The sequence below is a fragment of the Haliea sp. genome, assembly GCF_040222615.1.
Lineage (GTDB): Bacteria > Pseudomonadota > Gammaproteobacteria > Pseudomonadales > Halieaceae > Haliea.
The window spans coordinates 13,831-32,425 of sequence record NZ_JAVKCQ010000081.1 but is presented as its reverse complement, the minus strand read 5'-3'; the positions used below and the strand labels follow the sequence as shown (position 1 = coordinate 32,425).

General features: G+C 59.9%; 17 protein-coding genes and 1 pseudogene. 10 read left to right on the top strand and 8 right to left on the bottom strand.

Features of this window, described 5'->3' with window-relative positions; genetic code table 11:
* Positions 1-122: 122 nt before the first annotated feature.
* Entirely contained in the window at positions 123-1,217 is a 1,095-nt protein-coding gene (locus RJQ10_RS07235; RefSeq protein WP_350145091.1) for a helix-turn-helix domain-containing protein, read from the bottom strand.
* A gap of 139 nt (positions 1,218-1,356) precedes the next feature.
* Here RJQ10_RS07235 and RJQ10_RS07230 point away from each other — a divergent pair, with 139 nt between their 5' ends.
* The 4 genes from RJQ10_RS07230 (at position 1,357) to RJQ10_RS07215 (ending at position 7,349) form a co-directional block, all read left to right on the top strand.
* Positions 1,357-2,238, top strand: a complete 882-nt coding sequence (locus RJQ10_RS07230) for a VOC family protein (protein WP_350145089.1) — start codon at positions 1,357-1,359, stop codon at positions 2,236-2,238.
* Between the two features lie 78 nt (positions 2,239-2,316).
* On the top strand, positions 2,317-4,422 hold the full coding sequence (locus tag RJQ10_RS07225; protein ID WP_350145087.1) for a TonB-dependent receptor: 2,106 nt from the start codon (positions 2,317-2,319) through the stop codon (positions 4,420-4,422).
* 11 nt (positions 4,423-4,433) lie between these two features.
* Positions 4,434-5,939: an amidohydrolase family protein gene (locus RJQ10_RS07220; RefSeq protein WP_350145085.1), complete on the top strand. Its 1,506-nt coding sequence runs from the start codon at positions 4,434-4,436 to the stop codon at positions 5,937-5,939.
* Positions 5,940-5,978: 39 nt separating this feature from the next.
* Positions 5,979-7,349, top strand: a complete 1,371-nt coding sequence (locus RJQ10_RS07215; RefSeq protein ID WP_350145083.1) for an amidohydrolase family protein — start codon at positions 5,979-5,981, stop codon at positions 7,347-7,349.
* A gap of 161 nt (positions 7,350-7,510) precedes the next feature.
* On the opposite strand, the gene RJQ10_RS07210 is transcribed toward RJQ10_RS07215, so the two are convergent.
* From RJQ10_RS07210 to RJQ10_RS07200, 3 genes are read right to left on the bottom strand one after another with little or no spacing between them, the layout of a single operon-like run.
* The gene (locus tag RJQ10_RS07210; protein WP_350145081.1) at positions 7,511-8,368 is read right to left on the bottom strand and encodes a VOC family protein; all 858 of its coding nucleotides are present in this window, start codon (positions 8,366-8,368) and stop codon (positions 7,511-7,513) included.
* A 43-nt stretch (positions 8,369-8,411) separates the two neighbouring features.
* Positions 8,412-8,534: a hotdog domain-containing protein gene (locus RJQ10_RS07205; RefSeq protein WP_350145115.1), complete on the bottom strand. Its 123-nt coding sequence runs from the start codon at positions 8,532-8,534 to the stop codon at positions 8,412-8,414.
* A 27-nt stretch (positions 8,535-8,561) separates the two neighbouring features.
* Entirely contained in the window at positions 8,562-8,834 is a 273-nt protein-coding gene (locus tag RJQ10_RS07200) for a PaaI family thioesterase (protein ID WP_350145080.1), read from the bottom strand.
* 440 nt (positions 8,835-9,274) lie between these two features.
* Here RJQ10_RS07200 and RJQ10_RS07195 point away from each other — a divergent pair, with 440 nt between their 5' ends.
* Positions 9,275-9,604, top strand: coding sequence for a winged helix-turn-helix domain-containing protein (locus tag RJQ10_RS07195; protein WP_350145078.1), 330 nt, complete (start codon positions 9,275-9,277; stop codon positions 9,602-9,604).
* Positions 9,601-9,783, top strand: coding sequence for a hypothetical protein (locus RJQ10_RS07190; RefSeq protein WP_350145077.1), 183 nt, complete (start codon positions 9,601-9,603; stop codon positions 9,781-9,783). The genes RJQ10_RS07195 and RJQ10_RS07190 overlap by 4 nt, the downstream gene beginning before the upstream one ends.
* A gap of 165 nt (positions 9,784-9,948) precedes the next feature.
* On the opposite strand, the gene RJQ10_RS07185 is transcribed toward RJQ10_RS07190, so the two are convergent.
* From RJQ10_RS07185 to RJQ10_RS07170, 4 genes are read right to left on the bottom strand one after another with little or no spacing between them, the layout of a single operon-like run.
* Positions 9,949-10,926 (bottom strand): dipeptide epimerase, encoded by a 978-nt coding sequence (locus RJQ10_RS07185; protein ID WP_350145075.1) that lies wholly within the window; start codon positions 10,924-10,926, stop codon positions 9,949-9,951.
* Between the two features lie 15 nt (positions 10,927-10,941).
* Positions 10,942-11,964: an N-acetyltransferase DgcN family protein gene (locus RJQ10_RS07180; RefSeq protein ID WP_350145073.1), complete on the bottom strand. Its 1,023-nt coding sequence runs from the start codon at positions 11,962-11,964 to the stop codon at positions 10,942-10,944.
* 1 nt (position 11,965) lies between these two features.
* Positions 11,966-13,054: a YkvI family membrane protein gene (locus RJQ10_RS07175; protein ID WP_350145072.1), complete on the bottom strand. Its 1,089-nt coding sequence runs from the start codon at positions 13,052-13,054 to the stop codon at positions 11,966-11,968.
* A gap of 1 nt (position 13,055) precedes the next feature.
* Positions 13,056-14,384: a serine hydrolase domain-containing protein gene (locus tag RJQ10_RS07170; protein ID WP_350145070.1), complete on the bottom strand. Its 1,329-nt coding sequence runs from the start codon at positions 14,382-14,384 to the stop codon at positions 13,056-13,058.
* 384 nt (positions 14,385-14,768) lie between these two features.
* Between RJQ10_RS07170 and RJQ10_RS07165 the strand changes: the two genes are divergently transcribed.
* The 4 genes and pseudogenes from RJQ10_RS07165 to RJQ10_RS07150 form a co-directional block, all read left to right on the top strand.
* Positions 14,769-15,266 carry a MarR family winged helix-turn-helix transcriptional regulator gene (locus RJQ10_RS07165; RefSeq protein WP_350145068.1) on the top strand — a complete coding sequence of 166 codons (498 nt, stop codon included), beginning with the start codon at positions 14,769-14,771 and terminating at the stop codon, positions 15,264-15,266.
* A gap of 256 nt (positions 15,267-15,522) precedes the next feature.
* Positions 15,523-15,984, top strand: a complete 462-nt coding sequence (locus tag RJQ10_RS07160; protein WP_350145066.1) for a hypothetical protein — start codon at positions 15,523-15,525, stop codon at positions 15,982-15,984.
* Between the two features lie 193 nt (positions 15,985-16,177).
* The gene (locus tag RJQ10_RS07155) at positions 16,178-17,920 is read left to right on the top strand and encodes an N-acyl-D-amino-acid deacylase family protein (RefSeq protein WP_350145064.1); all 1,743 of its coding nucleotides are present in this window, start codon (positions 16,178-16,180) and stop codon (positions 17,918-17,920) included.
* Between the two features lie 438 nt (positions 17,921-18,358).
* Positions 18,359-18,559, top strand: a pseudogene (locus RJQ10_RS07150) (thiamine pyrophosphate-dependent enzyme); the annotation flags it as partial.
* Positions 18,560-18,595 lie beyond the last annotated feature (36 nt).

Here is an 18,595-nt window from a genome sequence, read left to right as displayed (position 1 = left end):
CTTTCATGGGCTGTCCTGCAGTCGGGATATTGTTGAATGCTTGCTGATCCCGGCAGGTTACTGTTGCCTTGAAATGGCTGCTACATACAGCGGTTGAAAGGCTGTTGCCTGATCTTCACGATTCAGCCGCCGATGCGCAGTGCCTGCGGCGTCTTGCCGTAATGTTTGCGTATGGCCTGAGTGAAGCTGGCGGGATAGCTGTAGCCTACTCGATAACCGATTTCCGAAATGGACAGGTCAGTGTTCTCGATCAACATCAGGCCCGTTTCCATCCGCAGCTGGACAATGAACTCCTGGACAGTCTTCCCGAACAGCTCTCGGAATCCGAGCTTGAGCTTAGTGGTGTTGATGCCCACGAGGCGCGACAGCTCCTGGATGGAAGGGGGGGTCGCGTAACTGGCTTCGAGCACACGGCGCGCCTCGTGGAGGCGCGAGACATCGCGCTGGGTGACGCGATTCGCACCTGTATTGGGCACAGTACGGGGCCGGAACTGCTCTATGACCGTCACCAGAATCTCCAGCGCCCGGGCGCCGAGGTACAGTCGCCTGGTGTCCGCGGAAAACATGTCCCGTGACTGGACCATGTCACGGGCGAGGCCGATCAGGGTGTGCTGAGCACCCAGCGGCTGGTGCAGGTCGGGGAGTTCATCGCGCTGCAAAAGCGAGAGGAACGGTTCTCTAAGCGCAGTGCTGTCCAGGTGTAAGGACTCCAGCAGTGATCTGGACAGGTGGATGCACACACTCTGAAATGGGGTGTCCACCGCGTCGAGGGTGTAAGGCACTTTCCGCTTGCCGCTGAAACAACTCATGGTGCAGTCCCCGGGGCCGCAGATGACTCGCCCCTGGGTGTCGAGCATGCGCCCGGAGAGCGTAATACGGACCTTGAGCACCTTGTCGTCTGGCCACTGGGTCTGAATGGGTTTGCGATATTGGGCGTCAGCAATGGAGAGCAGCAGGCCTTCCATGATGTAGAGCATGTCCCAGTAGCCGCTGCCCTCGTCCCGGCTGAGGTAATGACGCGCACCAGAGGGGTTGAAGCTGGCACCCATATCCAGTTGCTGCGGTGACCCTACGACCAGCTTTTGCCCGCCGTCGACCCCGGTGTTCTCAATCGGGTTCTTCTCGAACACCGTCTCCCGAATCTGCTCAAGGCGAGCGCCGGTCACCACCAGTGACGTGGATGGGAAATCGTTCTCCAGCGTGCCTTTGGTTTTCATCGGCTGTTTGGTTCCGAATCGGTTGTGTCAGTTGTTTGTTTATTAAAGTATTTCAACTGTTAGCATAAATCAAGGACGGAAAATACTGCGATAGTTGGCGCAACGGCCACATGATCCGATTGGGAAGGGAAACTGCTACATGCTCGCTGCCAGGCATTCACAGCCACGCGCAAAATCACTGGACCACTTCGTGTTGCTGGTGCGGGATGCCGATGCCGCGGCGGCGGTCTACGAGAGGCTGGGCTTCCATGTACGGCCACTGGCTGAGCACAAGGATATCGGCTCCCGAAACCGGGTGGTGCACTTCGACCAGACCTATCTTGAGTTCATTGACATGGCGGGCGCTCGTGAAGACGTCGCTGGTCCTTATCTCGATCGGTTCCAAATCGGTGAAGGCCTTGTACATGTCAGCCTGACCAGCAGCCGGCTTGAGGACGACCAGCAGCTCCTGCGAGACCGGGGGCTGCAGCCACATGACATTATCAGTGCCAGGCGCAGCATCACCTTGCCTGATGGCAGCGAAGGTGAGACCGCAAGCCGGTGCTTCTATCTGTGGCGGGAGGACAACCGTTACCTTTCCCTGTTCTTCTCTGACCATCCAAAGCCAGACATGATTTTTATTCCCGAGTTCGTGAGACATGACAACGGCGCGACCGAGGTGAGCCGCTGTGTGTACATGTCGACAACGCTAGCGGCAGATCGGGATTACTTCTGCCGGTGTTTTGGCTCCGAGCCTGTGGACGAGACCTCAGAGCGGATTGCCTGGCAAGGTCCGCGCGGTGATCTTACGGAGATACTTAGCCCCGGTGCTGCACAGGCACGCTATGGCGAACTTCTTAAGTTACATACTCCCGCGCCTCTACCGGGTATTGGCATCGCTCTGCATTATCGCGTCGCGGATAGTGACCGCTGCCGCGCCACGCTGGAGGCAGGTGGCCTGACTGTACGTGAGCTTGACGAAGGGGGTATCGGGGTTGCCGCTGAAAATGCGGTCGGCTGTATTGCGGTATTTGAAAGCTGAGAGAGAAAGTGATTTTCAACATGCGGGGGCGTTGTCCGCGAAAAAACACAACTAAGTATTAATCAGGGGGTAAGTATCATGAAAGATTATCAAGGAAACACTATGCGCCGTCGCGTTCTGGTGGCGGCAGTGGGTTTGGCTTCGACGATAGCAGGCTCTGCGGTGATGGCGCAGGAGAGCGAGAGTCTGCGCCTTGAGGAGGTGCGGGTGACCGCCAGCAAGCGGGTCCAGACGATCGAAGAAATCCCGATGGCCGTGTCGATACTTTCTGCTGACGACATTCGAAACCGCGGCCTTGAGCGCTTCGAAGACTACCTGGTCAGTATTCCCGGGGTGCAATTTATCCCGGCAGGTACGGTTTACACGTCGTTGATCTCGATTCGTGGTGTAGCCGACCCGGGTGCAGAGTTCGGCCTGACCCAGGCGCCGGTGGCGGTCTATCTCGACGAGGCGCCCCTTACTGTTTCCCAGGGCTCCCTGAACCTGGACTACTCGCTGTTCGGGGTAGAACAGGTTTCTGTGGTCAAGGGGCCGCATAGCACACTCTATGGCGCGTCATCCCTTGGCGGCACATTAAAGGTCGAAACACGAAAGCCCTCGGTAACCGACGGGATGTTCGAGGCGCAATTAGGCTATAACAGCATCAGTGGTGGAGACAGTGGCTACACGGCCGCATTCACAGCCTCGACCCCGCTTATTGACGGTAAGCTCGGTGCCGAGGTGACAGCCTACCAGATCGACCGAGGCGGCTACATAGACGATCCTTCGAGGGGCCTGGAAGACATTAACGGCTCCGAGACCACCGGTGGACGACTGGCATTCAGCTGGCTCCCGACGGAGAACCTCTCGGTCGACGCCAAGGTCTACTATCAGGATTACGAGTCTGATGGTCTCAGCTTCTTTAATTTCAGTAGCGGCGGCCTTGACAGCCGCCCGTTGGATGGCCCGCAAACCGACGGGGACGAGGTTTTGCTGGGTTCCCTGGTAATTAACTGGAACCTGGGCTTTGCGGAGCTGGTCAGCGCGACCAATGCCTTCGAGCGAGACAACTTTCTTTACAGAACCGGTCCGTTCTTCGGTTCGCCGGGGGGGTTTACTATTGATTCGACCGCTGAGGCATTCACCCAGGAGCTCCGTCTGGTTTCAAATTCCGAGGGGGCTTTGGATTGGCTTGTCGGTCTCTACTATGCGGCGGAGGACTACACAGAGGTCGGTGCATTTGAAGTGGGTGGGTTTCCGTTCTTCAGCCAGGATCTGACAAATGATATTACGACGGTGGCGGCTTTTGGTGAGGCCAGCTGGCATTTGAACGACCGGCTTTCGTTGACAGCCGGCGTGCGGGTCTCGCGTTACGAGATGGATTCAGAGATTATTTCTGGCGGTCTGACGGAAATTGATTTCAACGAAACCGATGTCAGCCCTCGAGTCGCCCTGAACTACGAAATAGGTGATGGATCCTCGGTCTATATTCAGGCGGCACGGGGCTTTCGCCTGGGCCAGCCCAACACGCCGATTCCGGTGCCAGCACCTGAGTTTGTTGATGCCTTCGATTCCGATTATCTCTGGAACTACGAAATAGGCACCAAGACCGAATGGTGGGACGGACGTGCCCGATTAAACGGCGCAATCTATTACATCGACTGGTCTGATTTGCAGACCTCGCTAGTCGATCCGACAGGTACCTTTAGCTTTGTCGGGAATGCCGGGAGCGCCGAGATTACGGGCTTTGAGCTTGAGGGCGCGGCACTGCTCGCGACAGGTCTGACCCTCGAGGCCGGACTCAGCTACACGGATGCCGAATTTGCGACCGACGTGCCGAGTCAGGGCATTGTCAGCGGTGACCCATTGCTGGGCGTACCCGAATGGCAGTTCAGCGCGGGTTTGCAGTACGACTTTAATGTCGCCGGTCGTGACACTTTCCTGCGGGCCGATTATCTGTTCTATGACGAATACCTGGCTTTTGATCCATTCTCTTTTGACCCCACCTCACGTATAGCCAATGGAGATTACGAACGCATTAACGCGCGTGTGGGTATGCAGTTCGGTGATGTTCAGGTAGCGCTGTTCGGTACTAACCTGAGTGACGAACGGCCCCGGCTTTCGGTGGCCGCCACGTTCGGTGAGGATGCGACCACGCTTCAGCCACGAACGTTTGGTCTGACGCTGAATTACCGCCCTCAGTAAGGAGGTTTGAAGTGCGCATAGACACTAAAATTCTCGCGCCACTACTGCTCGCCACCCTCGGTGGCGTGCACCAGGCCATCAGCGCAGCAACGCTGGTCGAGAACGTACATATTATCCCTATGACCGGGGAAGGTAAGGTTCTCGACGGTGCTGTACTGGTGAATGACGGGCGGGTCCTGGCTGTGGGGCCACTGGCATCAATCAAGGTGCCTGCTGGCGCAGATCGAATCGATGGTGGTGGGGGGTATCTCGTACCGGGTCTCACGGACATGCACAACCACATCGATTCACCGGAGTCATTAAAGCTACAGCTAGCCTACGGTGTCACGACAGTCCGCAACATGTGGGGAACCGATGAGATTCTCGCCCAGCGAAAGGCGGAGCGTACGGGAGAGTTGCTGGCGCCCGATATCGAAACAACCTCCCCGATTCTCGATAACGATCCGCCCTATTTCAAAGGGTCGGTAACGATTGCTGAACCCGGAGAGGCCGAGTCTCTGGTGACCGAGCTCAAGGACCAGGGCTATACCGCGCTCAAGACCTATGAGTTGATCAAGGCCGACGTCTACGCGGCGCTTGTCGATGCGGCGGACCGCAATGGTATGACCATCGAAGGACATATTCCCCAAGCAGTTGACGCGTTTGCCGCGGTGAAGTTGGGGCACGATACGATTGAACATTCCATGCGCATAGACGCCGCAATAGTCGACCCGGCTATTCCCTATTCGAGCGCATTTCGCCCACCGGAGTTGGTCGACCTCGTGGCGCGCATTGATGCTGGAGAGTTGACCTATGAACAGGCCTTTAGCCGGGAGCGGCTGCGCGAGTTTGGCCGCGCAATGGTAGAGAACGGTACGGCGCTCGTTCCAACCCTTGGAGTCTATGAAGTCTTGTCCTATTCGGAGGAGGACCGAGAGGCAATCGCGCAGCATCCTCTGATCGAATACGTCAATCCTGCTTTCCGCGCATTCTGGCTACAGGGCGAGCGTGGCGAGGAGATGACGAACAACGGGGTGCGGGCTGAACTCACCGATGCTGAGATCGCTTCGCTTGAGTATTTTGCCAGTACCGAGCATGGCAAGTGGGTTGAAGTCCTGCACCAGGAGGGCGTATTGATTCTGGCGGGTGTGGACGCGCCAAACCCGGCCATGTTCCAGGGCTACTCGCTGCATGACGAGCTACGCCACATGGTTGAGCGCGCAGGCATGAGCAATTACGAGGCCTTGAAAACCGCCACGGTCAACCCGGCTATCTACTGGGGTATTGAAGGCCAGCGTGGCGTCATCGCACCCGGTGCCGAGGCTGACATGATTCTCTTGGAGAAGAACCCGCTTGAGGATATCTCCAATACGAAGACCATTCGCGGGGTCATGGCTGATGGGCGCTGGTTGGATCGCGCGCATCTCGACAAGTTGCTTGTGGAAGTACGTGAATCCTACATTGCGATGGCCGAGGAACTTGAAACTGGCGCCGAGCCCGCTTCTGGATTCCCTGTCCACCTTCATCACAGCCACTAGCGCTTTATGTTTCTGCTTTCACAAATATCACGTTTCATAGTGGCCCTTGCTCTCAAACGTCGCAGCGTCCGCAGGCTGGGCGCCGGCTTGTTGGCCGCCATTGCAGCGAGCCTTGCGCTGCCCGTGGCTGCAGAGACGCTCGCCCTTGTCGGCGGCGTATTGATCGACGGCACCGGCGGGCCACCAGTGCGGGGTGCGACCGTATTGATTGAGGATGAGCGTATCCTCGCCGTTGGCAAGCGGGCACAGGTGACAGTGCCGGAACACGCCACCATCATCGATGCCAGCGGCAAGACCATTATGCCCGGGCTGGCGGACATGCATGTCCATCTCCTCGGTGGGTGGGACGGCATTTCCGTGGACATGCTGGGTTATCAACGCTACCTCAACTCGCTGCTGTATGCGGGCGTTACGACTGTGTTTGACACTGGCAATGTCATGCCCTACATCATCCAGATGCGCAACGAGATTGCGGCGGGGCGCCTGCTGGGTCCGCGCATCTACAGCGTCGGTGCCCTGGTGGACGGGCCGGACCCCGTCTGGCCCCCGATCGCCTTCGCCCTGAGTTCCTCGGCGCAGATTCCCGCGATAGTGGAGCAACTCGCCAACGCCGGGGTAGACGCCATCAAGGCCTACCAGGGCCTTTCGGTACCCCAACTGCAGTCCCTGATAGCCGAAGGCCAGAAACATGATTTACCGGTCATTGTCGACTTCTGGGGCCGTACCGGATCCTACGACGTGGCGGCTACCGGCCCGCATGCGTTTGCGCACATGCCCCCGAGGCACCTGTCCGATGAGGAGCTGGCACTGATCGTGGAGAAGGGCATTCATTTCCAGACAACCCTGGCAGTCAAAGAGAGTTTCGCTTTCCGGCGGCTGGACGATCTATCCTTTCTCAACATACCCCTGATAAAGGAGACCAGTCCGCCGGCTTTTCTTGACCAGCTGCGCGAGTACGCGCAGGCTCCGAAGGATCGCGATCGTCTGCAGCGGCGGCTCGATAACTTCGCCATTGGCATGGCGTCGGTACCACGATTGCACAAGGCTGGCGTTATGCTGGTGGCGGGCACCGATGCCCCCTATCCGGGTGTGATGCCGGGGGAGAGCCTGCACCGCGAACTGGAGCTACTTGTTGAAGCGGGGATGAGCCCCCTGGAAGCCATCCGCACAGCCACGCTGAACGCCGCCGTGCTGATGGGTGACGAGGACGAGTGGGGTACCATCGCCCCCGGGCAGCGGGCGGACCTGCTGCTTGTTGACGGTCGGCCAGACCGGAATATCTCGCACACGCGTAACATCGAGCTTGTGATCCAGCGTGGTACAGTCATTGACCGGGAGGCACTTGCTCTTGACCCGGAAACCGACCCGGGCTTCCTGCCGGGGACGGCGGTTGACAGCGGCGCGTTTTAACAGCCGCGCGGTTCTGGTCTGTCTGAAAAGCAGTTTATGGAAAGCGATACTTCAATTGGGATCAGCTTTCTTTAATCAACATGTTGATGCCGCCGTATTTGCCGACTTCGTGGCGCAGCTTGGTGAGTGCTTCGATCGGGTTCAATAAATACACTGCGTGACTACTGGTTCTCGCTGAATTCACTGATCACACCTGCCGCGTGCTCCGCATCCACGGTGATAACATCATTCTGTTCCATGAACGGTACGTTCCCTTCCCGTAGCGCGATCCGACAATCCTCCAGCCGCTCCACCTGGTAGCGCAACCCCACGGGCCACACCGCAAAGGGCGTCTCGGGCACCGGGACGGGAAAGCGCCCCGATAACGCCCCAGGGCTCAACAGTTCCAGGCACTCTCCGCGCGATGTGCGCCAGACCAGTTTTTCCGGGCCTTTCTCCACCGGATTGGCGCAAACCATCTCGCTGATATAGAGCTCGTCCGCCGCGAGGTCATCGCTGCAGTAGCTGATGCCCACTAGCGTATGCACGCTGTTGGCGTGGCTTTGCCAGGGCGGGAACCAGATGGTTTCAGGTTTGTCGTGCTGGGTGTAGAACATTGACGACCAGCGCCGCGCAGCGGGGCGCCAGTTGATCATCGAGCGGCTGGCAGTGTTGTCGGGCGTGCCGTCTCCCAGGGTTACCTTCCGCGCGGAATCGAGGATCTGCGCCGGCGTATGGTCACGAGCCAGCAGTCGTTCGCGGTCGGCGGCAACGTCGGTACAGCTCAGCGACAGCATTGACAGGCCGTCCCCGCCCGCGAACCGTGCACTCATGGATTCGCGCATGAGCGGATCCCGGTAATTGTGGAAGTCCCCCAGTAGCTCGAAGTAGTTATGATGGAGCTGGATGATGTGGTTGGCCGAGCCCAGGTTTTCGTGCAGGGTGCGGGGCATTACGGTAAAGCCCAGGCGGCGGTAGGCTTCCGCGGCGGCAGTGAGGTCGCGCACCGAGACGATGACGTGGTCCAGAGTTCGTGACACGGTTTATTCCTTTGAATTTTTGTTGATGGAGCAGTGAGAAGCGTCAGCCCGCGGCTGTTGCGTAGGTGCCTCTGCCGATGGCGAGGAGTTTGCCTTCCTCGGAATAGACGTCGATATCACAGACCGATACCGTACGGCCGATTTTGCGTACCCGCGCATGGGCGATCAGGTCTGTGTTGATGCCGGGGCGCAGCTAGTCTGTGCGGAAGTTAATGGTCGGGACGCCATGGCCGAGCTGCCAGATCAGTGCAAAGTCCCCGGCAATATCAATGAGGCTGGCAATAACACCGCCGTGGTGCTGACCGGTGCCCTCGGCGCGCGAAATGCGCTCGTCAAAGTGCAGGCGCATGACCAGCGTATCCGTAGCGTCATCTGTGCTTTCGATGTTCAGGCCCAGAACCTGATGGAAAGGGCAGTCGAGCAGCATTTCATTGAGTGTATCAAGATCAACGGGGGTGCTTGCCATGGAGCGTATCCTCAGGGGGTTGGTCTTCGCAGGAGCGCAGTGTAGCCTCGCTTGCAGCTACTCGCTGTTGCTTTAGGTTGAGATCCTTTGGCTGGGCGGGTGCTGCCATCGCTCTGGCGCGATTCATCCAACACGGCACGGCGGCCCGGCCTGGAATACATTGGGGAGTGACCGCTTCCAGGGCCTGTCCGAGGTCCAGGCTTTGGCGAAAGCGTGACATTTGGTTAATTAAGGCTTCCCACTGTCCACTCAAGCCAATCCCGTACTCCGAAGCGCCGTTTCTAACTGCGTCCAGCGCGGCTCCAGCGAACCCGTATACCCCACAGCCATCCGCACCAGCCCGTGGCTGATTACTGCAACCTCCATCAGAAGGTTACACCAAGTGTATTATATGATACATTTTGTGTATTGATTATGATGAATCTCTCGGAGATTTCACTATGCTGGAGTCATTGGTAGGTTCAACCAATGCGGAGCGGGTACTGTTGTTCCTGTCTGCGCGCGAAAAGGGCTACGCGAGGGAGATAGCGCAGACTTTTGACGTGGCGCCCAGTCAGGTACAGCGCGTGTTGGATCGGATGGAGCGCGACGGCCTGTTGGTTTCAAATGAAATAGGCCGCACCCGTGTATATGGGTTTAATCCGCGCTTTCCGTTTCGCGAACAGGTCAAGGCACTGTTTCGTGACGCACTGACACGTTACCCTCAAACCTTGCAGGAAAAACTGACGAAAAATCGCCGTCGACCGCGTCGGAAAGGCAAGCCCTTGTGAAGGTAGCCGATCTTGGCGTTGAGGAATTGGCTGCACTGGTATGCACAACGCTAAGCAAGCTCGATGTCGATGTGGTGCTGACTGGCGGCTCCTGTGTTTCGGTATGGACCCACAACGCCTACATCTCACTCGACCTGGACTTTATCGCGCTGGGACTGCACAGCAACCGAGAGATATAGAAAGCGCTGCGTACAATTGGTTTTAGCGCTCAAAAAGCTAACGGAAGATAGTTTGTGCAACCCGACACAGACCTTGTCATCGAGTTCCCGCCAGGCCCACTAATGGTTGGTGACGAGCAGGTGTTGGAGGAACGTATTGACGAGCGCGCCCTGAGGGGCGCTGCATCACCCCCACAGTGCCTGCTCGGGGAGCCCCACGACACCGCCTTCTCCATAGACCAACCCGTGTTCGATGTCCGACTTGAGCAACAGCGGGCCATCGATATCCACGTATTGGCAGAACTGACCGATAACGTAACTCGGCGCCATCGACAACGAGCTGCCACACATGTTTCCCACCATCAGGTCCATCCCGGCCTTGCGGGCGGCATCCACCAGCGCCAGTGCCTCGGTGAGACCGCCGCACTTGTCCAGTTTGATATTGAGCACATCGTAGCGCCGGGCGGCGGTAGCAAACTCTCCAAGGTGCAGACAGGACTCGTCGGCGCCCAGGGGAACCGGGGACTTGAAACCCTCGAGTACATCGTCTTCGCCGCGGGGGAGGGGTTGTTCGATCATGGCGATTCCAAGTCGTGCTGCGTGGGGCAGGTATTCCCCCAGGGCGGCGAAGTCCCAGCCCTGATTCACGTCGACAATCAGCCTGGCGTCCGGCCGGGCGGCACGGATTGCCTCGAGTCGTGCAATGGGGTCGCTCGCATCCAGCTTGATCTTGAGATTGGCAAACTGGTGGGCTTGCCGGGCCCGCTCACCCATGACTTCCGCTGGCGCGACCCCGAGAGTATAGACCGTGGTCAGTTGTCGCGGCGTAATCGACAGCAGCTCCCAGATACGTTTCCCTGCTGCCTTGGCCCGATAATCCCAGAAAGCACAGTCGAGGGCGTTGCGTGCGCCGCCCGCGGGCAGCAGGCTCTGGATCTTTTCGGTGGAGAGATCCCCGTCGAGATCGCCTGTCACCGCTTCGAGCTGTGCGGCCATGGAGTCGGGGTTCTCATCAAGGTAATAGGACCCCAGCGCTTCCCCCCGACCTTGGATGCCATGTTTGCTCACCGTGACCCGCAGGGTTTCGCTGGATTCGAAGTCGTGGCCGGTGATAGCGAACGGGGCCGCCATGGGGAAGGCGACTTTATCAATGGTTATCTGCATGGGCTTGTGTGCTCCTCAGGCTCGGAATTGCGATAAAAGATGGTCGACAATGGCGGCGGTTCCCTCGACCAGGGGGTCGACACAGGGCAGGCCGTAGCGCCCTGCGAGCTCTGCAAGGTAGTCCCCGCGTTCAGTGGCAGGGAGGGTCGAGGTGTTGATGCTGATACCGACACAGCGGATGTTCGGGTTGGTGAGTGAACCGATTGCCACAGTACGCGCGATGACGTCCTCGATAGTGGGCACCGGGTAGTGCTCCCAGCCCGATATCTGTTCCCGACTCGCCTCGTGACAGACCACGAACGCGTCCGGCTGAGAGCCAAGCAGCAGGCCATGGCTGACCGGGGCATAGGCCGGGTGGAAGATTCCCCCCTGACCTTCAATCACATCCCAGTGCCCCGGGCTGTTGTCCGGCGACAACAACTCCGCGGCTCCGCTGAGGAAGTCGGAGACGACCGCATCCAGGGGAATGCCGCGTCCGGCGATCATGATGCCGGTCTGCCCCGAGGCCCGGAAATTAACGTTGACACCGGCGCTGCGCATATCCTTTTCCAGCTGCAGGGCCGTGTACTTCTTGCCCAGCGCACAGTCGGTTCCGACCGTCAGCAACCGCATGCCGCTGCGTTTCTTGCCGGTGGCTACCGGCAGCTCCGCCGGCGGTACCCGGATGTCGACCAGGCGGGCACCGCTGCCCGCGGCGGCAGCGGAGAGGACGGGATTGTCGGCGAGGCGGGTATGCAGACCGGCGACGATGTCCAGGCCTGCTTCGGCGGCGGCCGCGAGTGTTGCCTGCCAACTTGCCGGCAGCGCGCCACCGATAGTGGCAGTACCGACGATTACGGATTTTACTCCCGCGGCTATGGCTGCCTCGATCGTCATGTCAGGCAATCCCAGGTCCGCGGTATCTATGGTGAGCCTGAGTTGCCCGGCGCAAAGTTCGCGTCGCCACTGGACGAGGCCAGCACCGGTCTTGACGTAGGCCCAGCGTGCTTCATCGCCCACGAAAATCAGGTAGGGTGCGTTTATTGAAATTGCGTGCATATCAGTGTCCTTGCAGGGATAGCCGATGGATTTTCCAGATACCCAGAGTCAGTAGTGGCAGAATGAGGATGGCAATGAATACCCAGGTCAAAAAGCCGTAGCCCTTGGCGATCAGGTCCACAATCCCGATCGCCGTGGCGCCGTACACCGAAACCAGCAAGAGTCCTCCCGCGATCAGCGGTCGTGCAAAGCGCGGTAGCTGGTGGTCTGTTTCGTGAGCCTGCACATTGATGCGCTCATTGATCGAATGCAGCAGTCCGGTACCGGTCTCGACGAAGGTGCCGAATACCACCAGCTGGAACAGCAGTTGCAGCCACGGTGTCTGCAGCTGGGCCATGAGATACAGGGCGGGCACCGGTTGCTCGGCAATTTGCGGGTATTGCGACATCATCGCCAGATAGAACATGAACGCCGGGACCACGGCGATGGCACCGGTAATCAGGCCGGCACCAATGGCCTGGCGCCGAGTCGTTAGCAGCACCATGCAGAAGAGTACCGCAGGCAGATTGATGTTGTAGCCCGCATAGCGGACACCGTTGACCAGCCAGCTCTCTCCGCCCTGGTCTGCATCCAGCGTGTGCTGGATGGCATCGCCGAAGCTGACGAAGGTGATGATGAACAGGGCGATGTACACCAGGTAGAGCAGTACCGACCAGAACGCCAGCGCTTTCTGGATTACCGCCGAGCCGAGAAAAGTCAGCAGACCCACCAGCACCATCATGGCAACTGTGCCGGCCGTCGCCGGTACACCCAGCAAGGTGAGAACCAGTTCCCCCGCCGCGGAACCCACCACCGCGAGAATCAGGATGACCAGGGCAATGTAGGCGATCTCGTAGAGGATCCAGGCCGGGCCCAGCAAATGTCGGCAGAAGGTCCGGTAGTCGTAGGAGCGCGTCACCCGTGCGAACTCGTAGGCCGCAGCCATGACGACACTGAAAACCAGGCCGGCGACCACGATACCGAGTAGCCCCCCCACGGGTCCCGAGGGAATAAAGAACTCCACCAGCTCGCGACCGGTGGCATAACCTCCGCCGATGATCACCGACTGGAAAATCAGCCCCGGGAGCAGGTAGGCGCGCCACGCAGCCATGTCAGCGGTCGCCGGTTGGGATGGCGGGGAAGGGCGGCCGGTCCATGGCCGGGATGGTGATCTCCAACCCGGCCACTACACCGTCCTTTTCCCGCAGGCGCACCTGCAGGTCCATCCCCCCCTCCGCCACAAACTCCCGGGGCCCCACGGCGGTGAGAGGCAGTGTGGGAGCCTGTTCATCATCCGCGGCACCCAGCCGGGCCAGCAGGGTCCCATCGCGGTACAGCAGCGAGAAGAGCCCATCGGCTGTGATCCGGAAAGGTGTCATCAGGTAGTTGCCGGCAAATTGGCGCAGACGCTCCGGGGCGGGTTGGATGGCCAGTGCTTCCTGCATGACCGGCTCTTCGCCCAGCAGCACGCTGCTGATCTGGCGCGAGAGCACGGCCGGTGCCACCGGCGGATTGCCGGCGTTGGTGAGCACAACGATGGTCATGTCCAGTTCCGGATAGTAGGCGTGATGGGACCTGAAACCGGAAATGCTACCGCCGTGAGCCCATACGGTATAGCCTAGGTGCTCATTGCGGGTGAGGGCGCCGAGTGCATAGGTTTGCGGGGTGCCATCGGCAAACACGAGTGTCCTGGTGGCCAATTCGCGCAAGCTGTCCGCGATCCGCGGCGAGGTAAAGAACGCGCGCCGGTAATGGGCCAGGTCGGCTGCGGTCGCCTGGATGGAGCCCGCGGCGAAGGGGGTGAGATAGGGCGTGGGCGCGGCATTGTGGAAGCCGTCGGGGGTGACCAGGTAACCGCGGGCACGCTTGTCGACAATATCCTCGTAACGCCCGCTGTAGGTACGCGCCAGTCCCAGCGGATCCAGGATCCGGTCCTGCAACAGAGCGTAGTAGTCTTCCCCGGTGACCGCTTCAAGGACAAGGCCCAGCAGATAGTAGCCGGAGTTCGAGTACAGAAAATGACTGCCGGGCTCGAAGTCGAGCGGCGTATCGGCGAACAATTGCAGGATATCCTCCCGCTGGTTCGGTACCCAGCTGAGGATCGCCTGCCCCGCCGAGAGAGCCGTGTAGTTGGCGATGCCCGAGGTGTGCGTCAGCAGTTGCTGCAGGCTGGCGTGGCGGCCGGGGCCCGTGTAGTCGGGAAGGTAATCGACAACCCGTCCCTGCAACTGCAGGCTGCCTTGGACGACCAGTTGCAGAACCAGGTGCGCGGTGTAGGACTTGGTGATGGAGCCGAGCTGATACACCGTATCAAGATCGGCGGTCACCCGGTGTTCCAGATCGGCGAAGCCTACGCTCTTGCTGTAAACCGTTTCGCCGCCTAGATCCACCAGCACTGTGTAGGCGGGCGTGAGTCCCTGCCAGGGTATCTCTCTGGCCACCAGGGCATCGACCCTGTCGATTGAGTCCGGGTCAGGTTTCCACGTTTCCCCGGACCAGGAAAGGCTGGAAAGAGTCGCTAGGACAATGCAGCAACAGCGTCGGGTACATGTTCTTATTGTTGAGGTAATAATGACCTTATCCTCCAGCCAGTGGGGTCATTGCCTGGCTTGGGCGGCTGTCCGGGACCACCTGCGGGGTCCCGGCTGCGAGCTGCGCGCATGCCCGGCAGTTCATTCAGTGCTAATCTGTGGGCGGTACTTTGTCCCCGCCCTCAGGCGGATCAGACGTTAGCACAAGTATGTTGTCATGACAACGAAGTTGGTGGGTTGTTGTCTGCGAGTTATATGATACGGTCGCGGCCCGGCCCGCAATAAGGAGAGACGATGCCTCTAGCGCCCCTGCCCAGGTTGAAGAAGGAACAGCTGACGGAGGGTATGGAGCCGCCCTCTCACATCAGTTATCAGATCACGATTGCCGCCAACCTGATGGCTTTTGGTAGTAGTGCCAGCAACGTAAAGCGTTTTGGTATCAAAACCCGGGAGTGGCGGGTACTCGGCTGCCTCACTCAGGTAGGGCCGGCTACAGCCAGTGATATCGTACGCCTGGTGCATCAGGACAAGGGCAGTATCAGCAGGGCTATTACCGGCCTGGAGCGCGAGGGTCTGGTCGGGAAGATTCCCAATCATGCACACAAGAGCAGCCCCCATATCTGGCTGACGGAGAAGGGGCGGAAGCTGGTTGATCGGATCTATCCAGTATTTATCCAGCAGGCCGAACTGTTCACCGATGTTCTCAGCGACAGGGAGCAGCGAGAGTTGTGCCGACTCCTTGACAAGCTCAAGAACCATGTCGAGCGGGTGCGGATCGAACAGGGGATCTAGCCCGGGGACTCTGCGGACCTGCTTGCGACCCTTGCAAGTACCTGGATTCATTGTGTTGTTATAACAACACTCCTGTGCTACCTTTTCCCATTCGCATCCAGCTCGGCTGTCGGCTCGGAGTATCCGGCGGGCCCCCAGGAAACACCATAAAGACAATGGAGAGCAGATATGACGGGGAAAATAGGGGAAAGTGCGTCTGGCATACGCTGTGCGCGAGTATGCCTTTAGCCTGGGAAGGCTGTCGCTGGACGTTGCCATGTCAACGCTGCCAGCTGGCGTCGTTTTTGCTCAAGGTTCCGGAAACGTTGTGCTGGAGGAGATGGTTCTCACGTCCGCGGCGACCCGACTGCAGTCCGGATTCGAGTCACCCAAGCCGGTTACCACGGTCAGTCGGGAGCAGCTTGACCGCGAATTCGATGGTGCCCGGGTTGATGCCCGCAGCCATCTGCTCATCGGTGGCGACATGGAGAACCACGACGGTGTCTTGAACCAAAGTGACCGCGACTGGGGCAGGGAGCGCTGGGGGGTTGTCGGCAACCCGCTGGATACCGGTCCCGATGATGGCATTCCGGCACGCCTCATTGTCGAGGAGCAATCTTTCTCCCCCGATGGCATCACCGTGCTGGATGATGCCGGTGTGGTGGGCCCGGATGCCGCGGGCGACAACCCGACCCCTGAATGGCGCTGGAACCTTTCCGGTGACTACCGGATCGGGTAGCTTGGCGTGACCGCATAATTGCGCTACGTCGGCGGTGGCGACTTCCTGGCCGATCAGGCGGCCGAAGACATCAGTGACAACGATGTGGACGACGTCTACTACGTTAACCTGGTCGGTCGCTACTTCTTTGGCGGTGTGAGACACACTTTCCAGCATCGTCACGCCAGCACAATAATTTACGGGAGCACTGAACATGAAATCAACGTGGAACTTTCGGGGGCTGGCCCTGGCCCCATTGCTGGTGCTGATCGGCGCATGCTCGGACCAGGCTGACCAGGCCCAGGCCCAGGCCCAGGCCCAGACCGCGGCAGCAGCAGATGCGGAGCCAAAGCAGTATGCCCTGGTTCTGGCCAACGGCACTGTGGTTGATGGCACGGGTAGCGAAGCTTACCCGGCAGACCTCGGGATAGAGGACGGGCGAATCGTTGCCATTGGCAAGCTGGATGGCGCAGCTGCGGGCCAGGTGATTGATGTCAGGGGCAAGGTCGTTGCTCCGGGCTTTATCGATGTACATTCCCACGCGGACCGGGCGCTGGACGATCCGTCCACGGCGTCAGTCGAAGGTTTCCTGCGGCAGGGCGTGACGACGAGCCTATATGGAGTGGACGGTTTTCTCGACCTTGAGCACATGCAGCGCTACGCTACGCTTGGCGAGCAGGGTGGCATGGGCACGAACTTCATGGCTTACATCGGCCACAACGCCGTGCGCCGGGAAGTGATGGAGCTGGAGAATCGCGAGCCGGATGCAGCCGAGCTGCAACGCATGCAGGACCTGGTCAAGGCGGCCATGGATTTTGGTGCGGTCGGCCTCTCCACCGGCCTGATGTACCTGCCGGGCAGCTACGCGAGCACCGAGGAAGTGGTGGCACTGGCGAAAGTCACCGCACCCTACGGAGGGGTCTATGACTCACACGTGCGGGATCCCGCCAAAAACCTGCTGGCTTCGCACCAGGAGTGCCTGGACATAGGCCTCGCGGCCGGTGTGGACCCACACCCGGGCCACATCAAGGCGGTGGGCGCCGCAAACTTTGGCAAGGGCCCTGACATTGTTCGCCTGGTGGAGGCCGGTATTGCACGCGGGCAGAATGTAACCGTTGATCTCTACCCCTATGATGGTGCCGCCACCGCCCCGGTCATCGCGCTGCTCTATCCCGGTGACGACGAGCGTGGCAAGGCGCTCAGGCAACGGATGGCGGGCATCATGCGCAACGAGCCAGCGGCAGGGGATACCATGGAGCAACTGACGCAGGATCTGCGCCAGTACTGGAGGGACACTGCCGGGCAACCAGAGGTTCTGGCAGACGCCAGGGCAATCACCGAGGAACCGCCCGAGGGCCTGTACAGCTGGGTCGAAGTAGTGGGCTACCAGTCGATGCGGATCGTCGTCAGCGAAAACCAGGAGTATGAAGGACGGATGGTCGTGGATCTGGCGGAGGATCTGGATATTACGCCGTTCGAACTGTATCGGCAGCTGATCGTCGCGGAAGGCGACAACGCCATGGTCACGTTGGGTGCAATCCAGGAAGATGATATCCGTATTGTCATGCGCCAGCCCTGGGCGATGATTTCCTCCGATGGTGCCGAAGTCGATCCGGAACATCCGCGCGGTCGAGGAACCTTTCCCAGGGTGCTGGGCCGCTACGTCCGGGAGTGGGGTGTGCTGAGCCTTGAAGAGGCCGTGCACAAGATGTCCGGATTGCCGGCGCAGTATCTCAAGCTGACCGATCGGGGTGTCCTGCGCGAAGGTGCAGTCGCCGACATCGTGGTATTTGATCCGGAGACAGTTATTGACCGTGCAACCTGGGCGGAGCCCGCGCTGTACGCCGAGGGCGTGGAGCACGTATTCATAAACGGTGACGCAGCATTGCTGCACGGAGCTGTAACCGAGCAGAGGCTCGGACGGTTTGTGCCGTTTGCGCCGGGTGCTGCACGATAGTTGATTCCCCGACCTAACCCGACCGGCGCGGGGCATTTGCACTGATAGTCTTCGTGAGATGCCTCCCGTCGCAGGGTCACGCGATCTCATTATCGACAATGGTGTGGTCTACGACGGCTCGGGCGCGGCGCCCGTGCGCGCCCGCATCGCCGCAGAGGAGGGTGTGATCACTCTGCCGGAGGCAGTGCGCCGGCTGACGTCGCCGCCTGCCAGCAACCTTGGGCTCGCCGGGGGTTATCGCACGGCTCCCCCGGCTGCGCCCACATACCCCGGACCGCGGACAACGCACAGGCGCTCGCGCAGCTCTGCGAGCGCGCGCACTGTACCGGGCATGAGGCCTGGCTGGACTACCTGGCGAACATCAAGCAGCAGTTTCCCTTCGACGTGCCGGAGGGGGAGGCGATCAGCCCGCAGTTCGCGATCCGCCTGCTCAACGAGATGACAGGGGCACCTGCCACCGCTACGGCATCGGGGTCGGTAGTGGTCATCAACAACCAGTGGCTGGGGATGGTCCGCCAGTGGCAGGACATGATCTACGAGGGCCATCGCTCAGGCTCGGACCTGGCGGACCCAATGGCGGTGAAGGCGCCGGGCGACGTCGACATCTACCCGGATTTTCCCGCCATTGCCGCGGGCTATCGGGTGCGTGCCGAGCGGGTATCGGCGCCGTCAGAA

Excerpts from the sequence above, each read along its gene's own strand:
- RJQ10_RS07225 (WP_350145087.1), top strand. The coding sequence starts at position 2,317 with ATGAAAGATTATCAAGGAAACACTATGCGCCGTCGCGTTCTGGTGGCG.
- RJQ10_RS07200 (WP_350145080.1), bottom strand. The coding sequence starts at position 8,834 with ATGGCAAGCACCCCCGTTGATCTTGATACACTCAATGAAATGCTGCTC.
- RJQ10_RS07230 (WP_350145089.1), top strand. The coding sequence starts at position 1,357 with ATGCTCGCTGCCAGGCATTCACAGCCACGCGCAAAATCACTGGACCAC.
- RJQ10_RS07155 (WP_350145064.1), top strand. The coding sequence starts at position 16,178 with ATGAAATCAACGTGGAACTTTCGGGGGCTGGCCCTGGCCCCATTGCTG.
- RJQ10_RS07160 (WP_350145066.1), top strand. The coding sequence starts at position 15,523 with ATGTCAACGCTGCCAGCTGGCGTCGTTTTTGCTCAAGGTTCCGGAAAC.
- RJQ10_RS07180 (WP_350145073.1), bottom strand. The coding sequence starts at position 11,964 with ATGCACGCAATTTCAATAAACGCACCCTACCTGATTTTCGTGGGCGAT.
- RJQ10_RS07175 (WP_350145072.1), bottom strand. The coding sequence starts at position 13,054 with ATGGCTGCGTGGCGCGCCTACCTGCTCCCGGGGCTGATTTTCCAGTCG.
- RJQ10_RS07235 (WP_350145091.1), bottom strand. The coding sequence starts at position 1,217 with ATGAAAACCAAAGGCACGCTGGAGAACGATTTCCCATCCACGTCACTG.
- RJQ10_RS07195 (WP_350145078.1), top strand. The coding sequence starts at position 9,275 with ATGCTGGAGTCATTGGTAGGTTCAACCAATGCGGAGCGGGTACTGTTG.
- RJQ10_RS07185 (WP_350145075.1), bottom strand. The coding sequence starts at position 10,926 with ATGCAGATAACCATTGATAAAGTCGCCTTCCCCATGGCGGCCCCGTTC.
- RJQ10_RS07165 (WP_350145068.1), top strand. The coding sequence starts at position 14,769 with ATGCCTCTAGCGCCCCTGCCCAGGTTGAAGAAGGAACAGCTGACGGAG.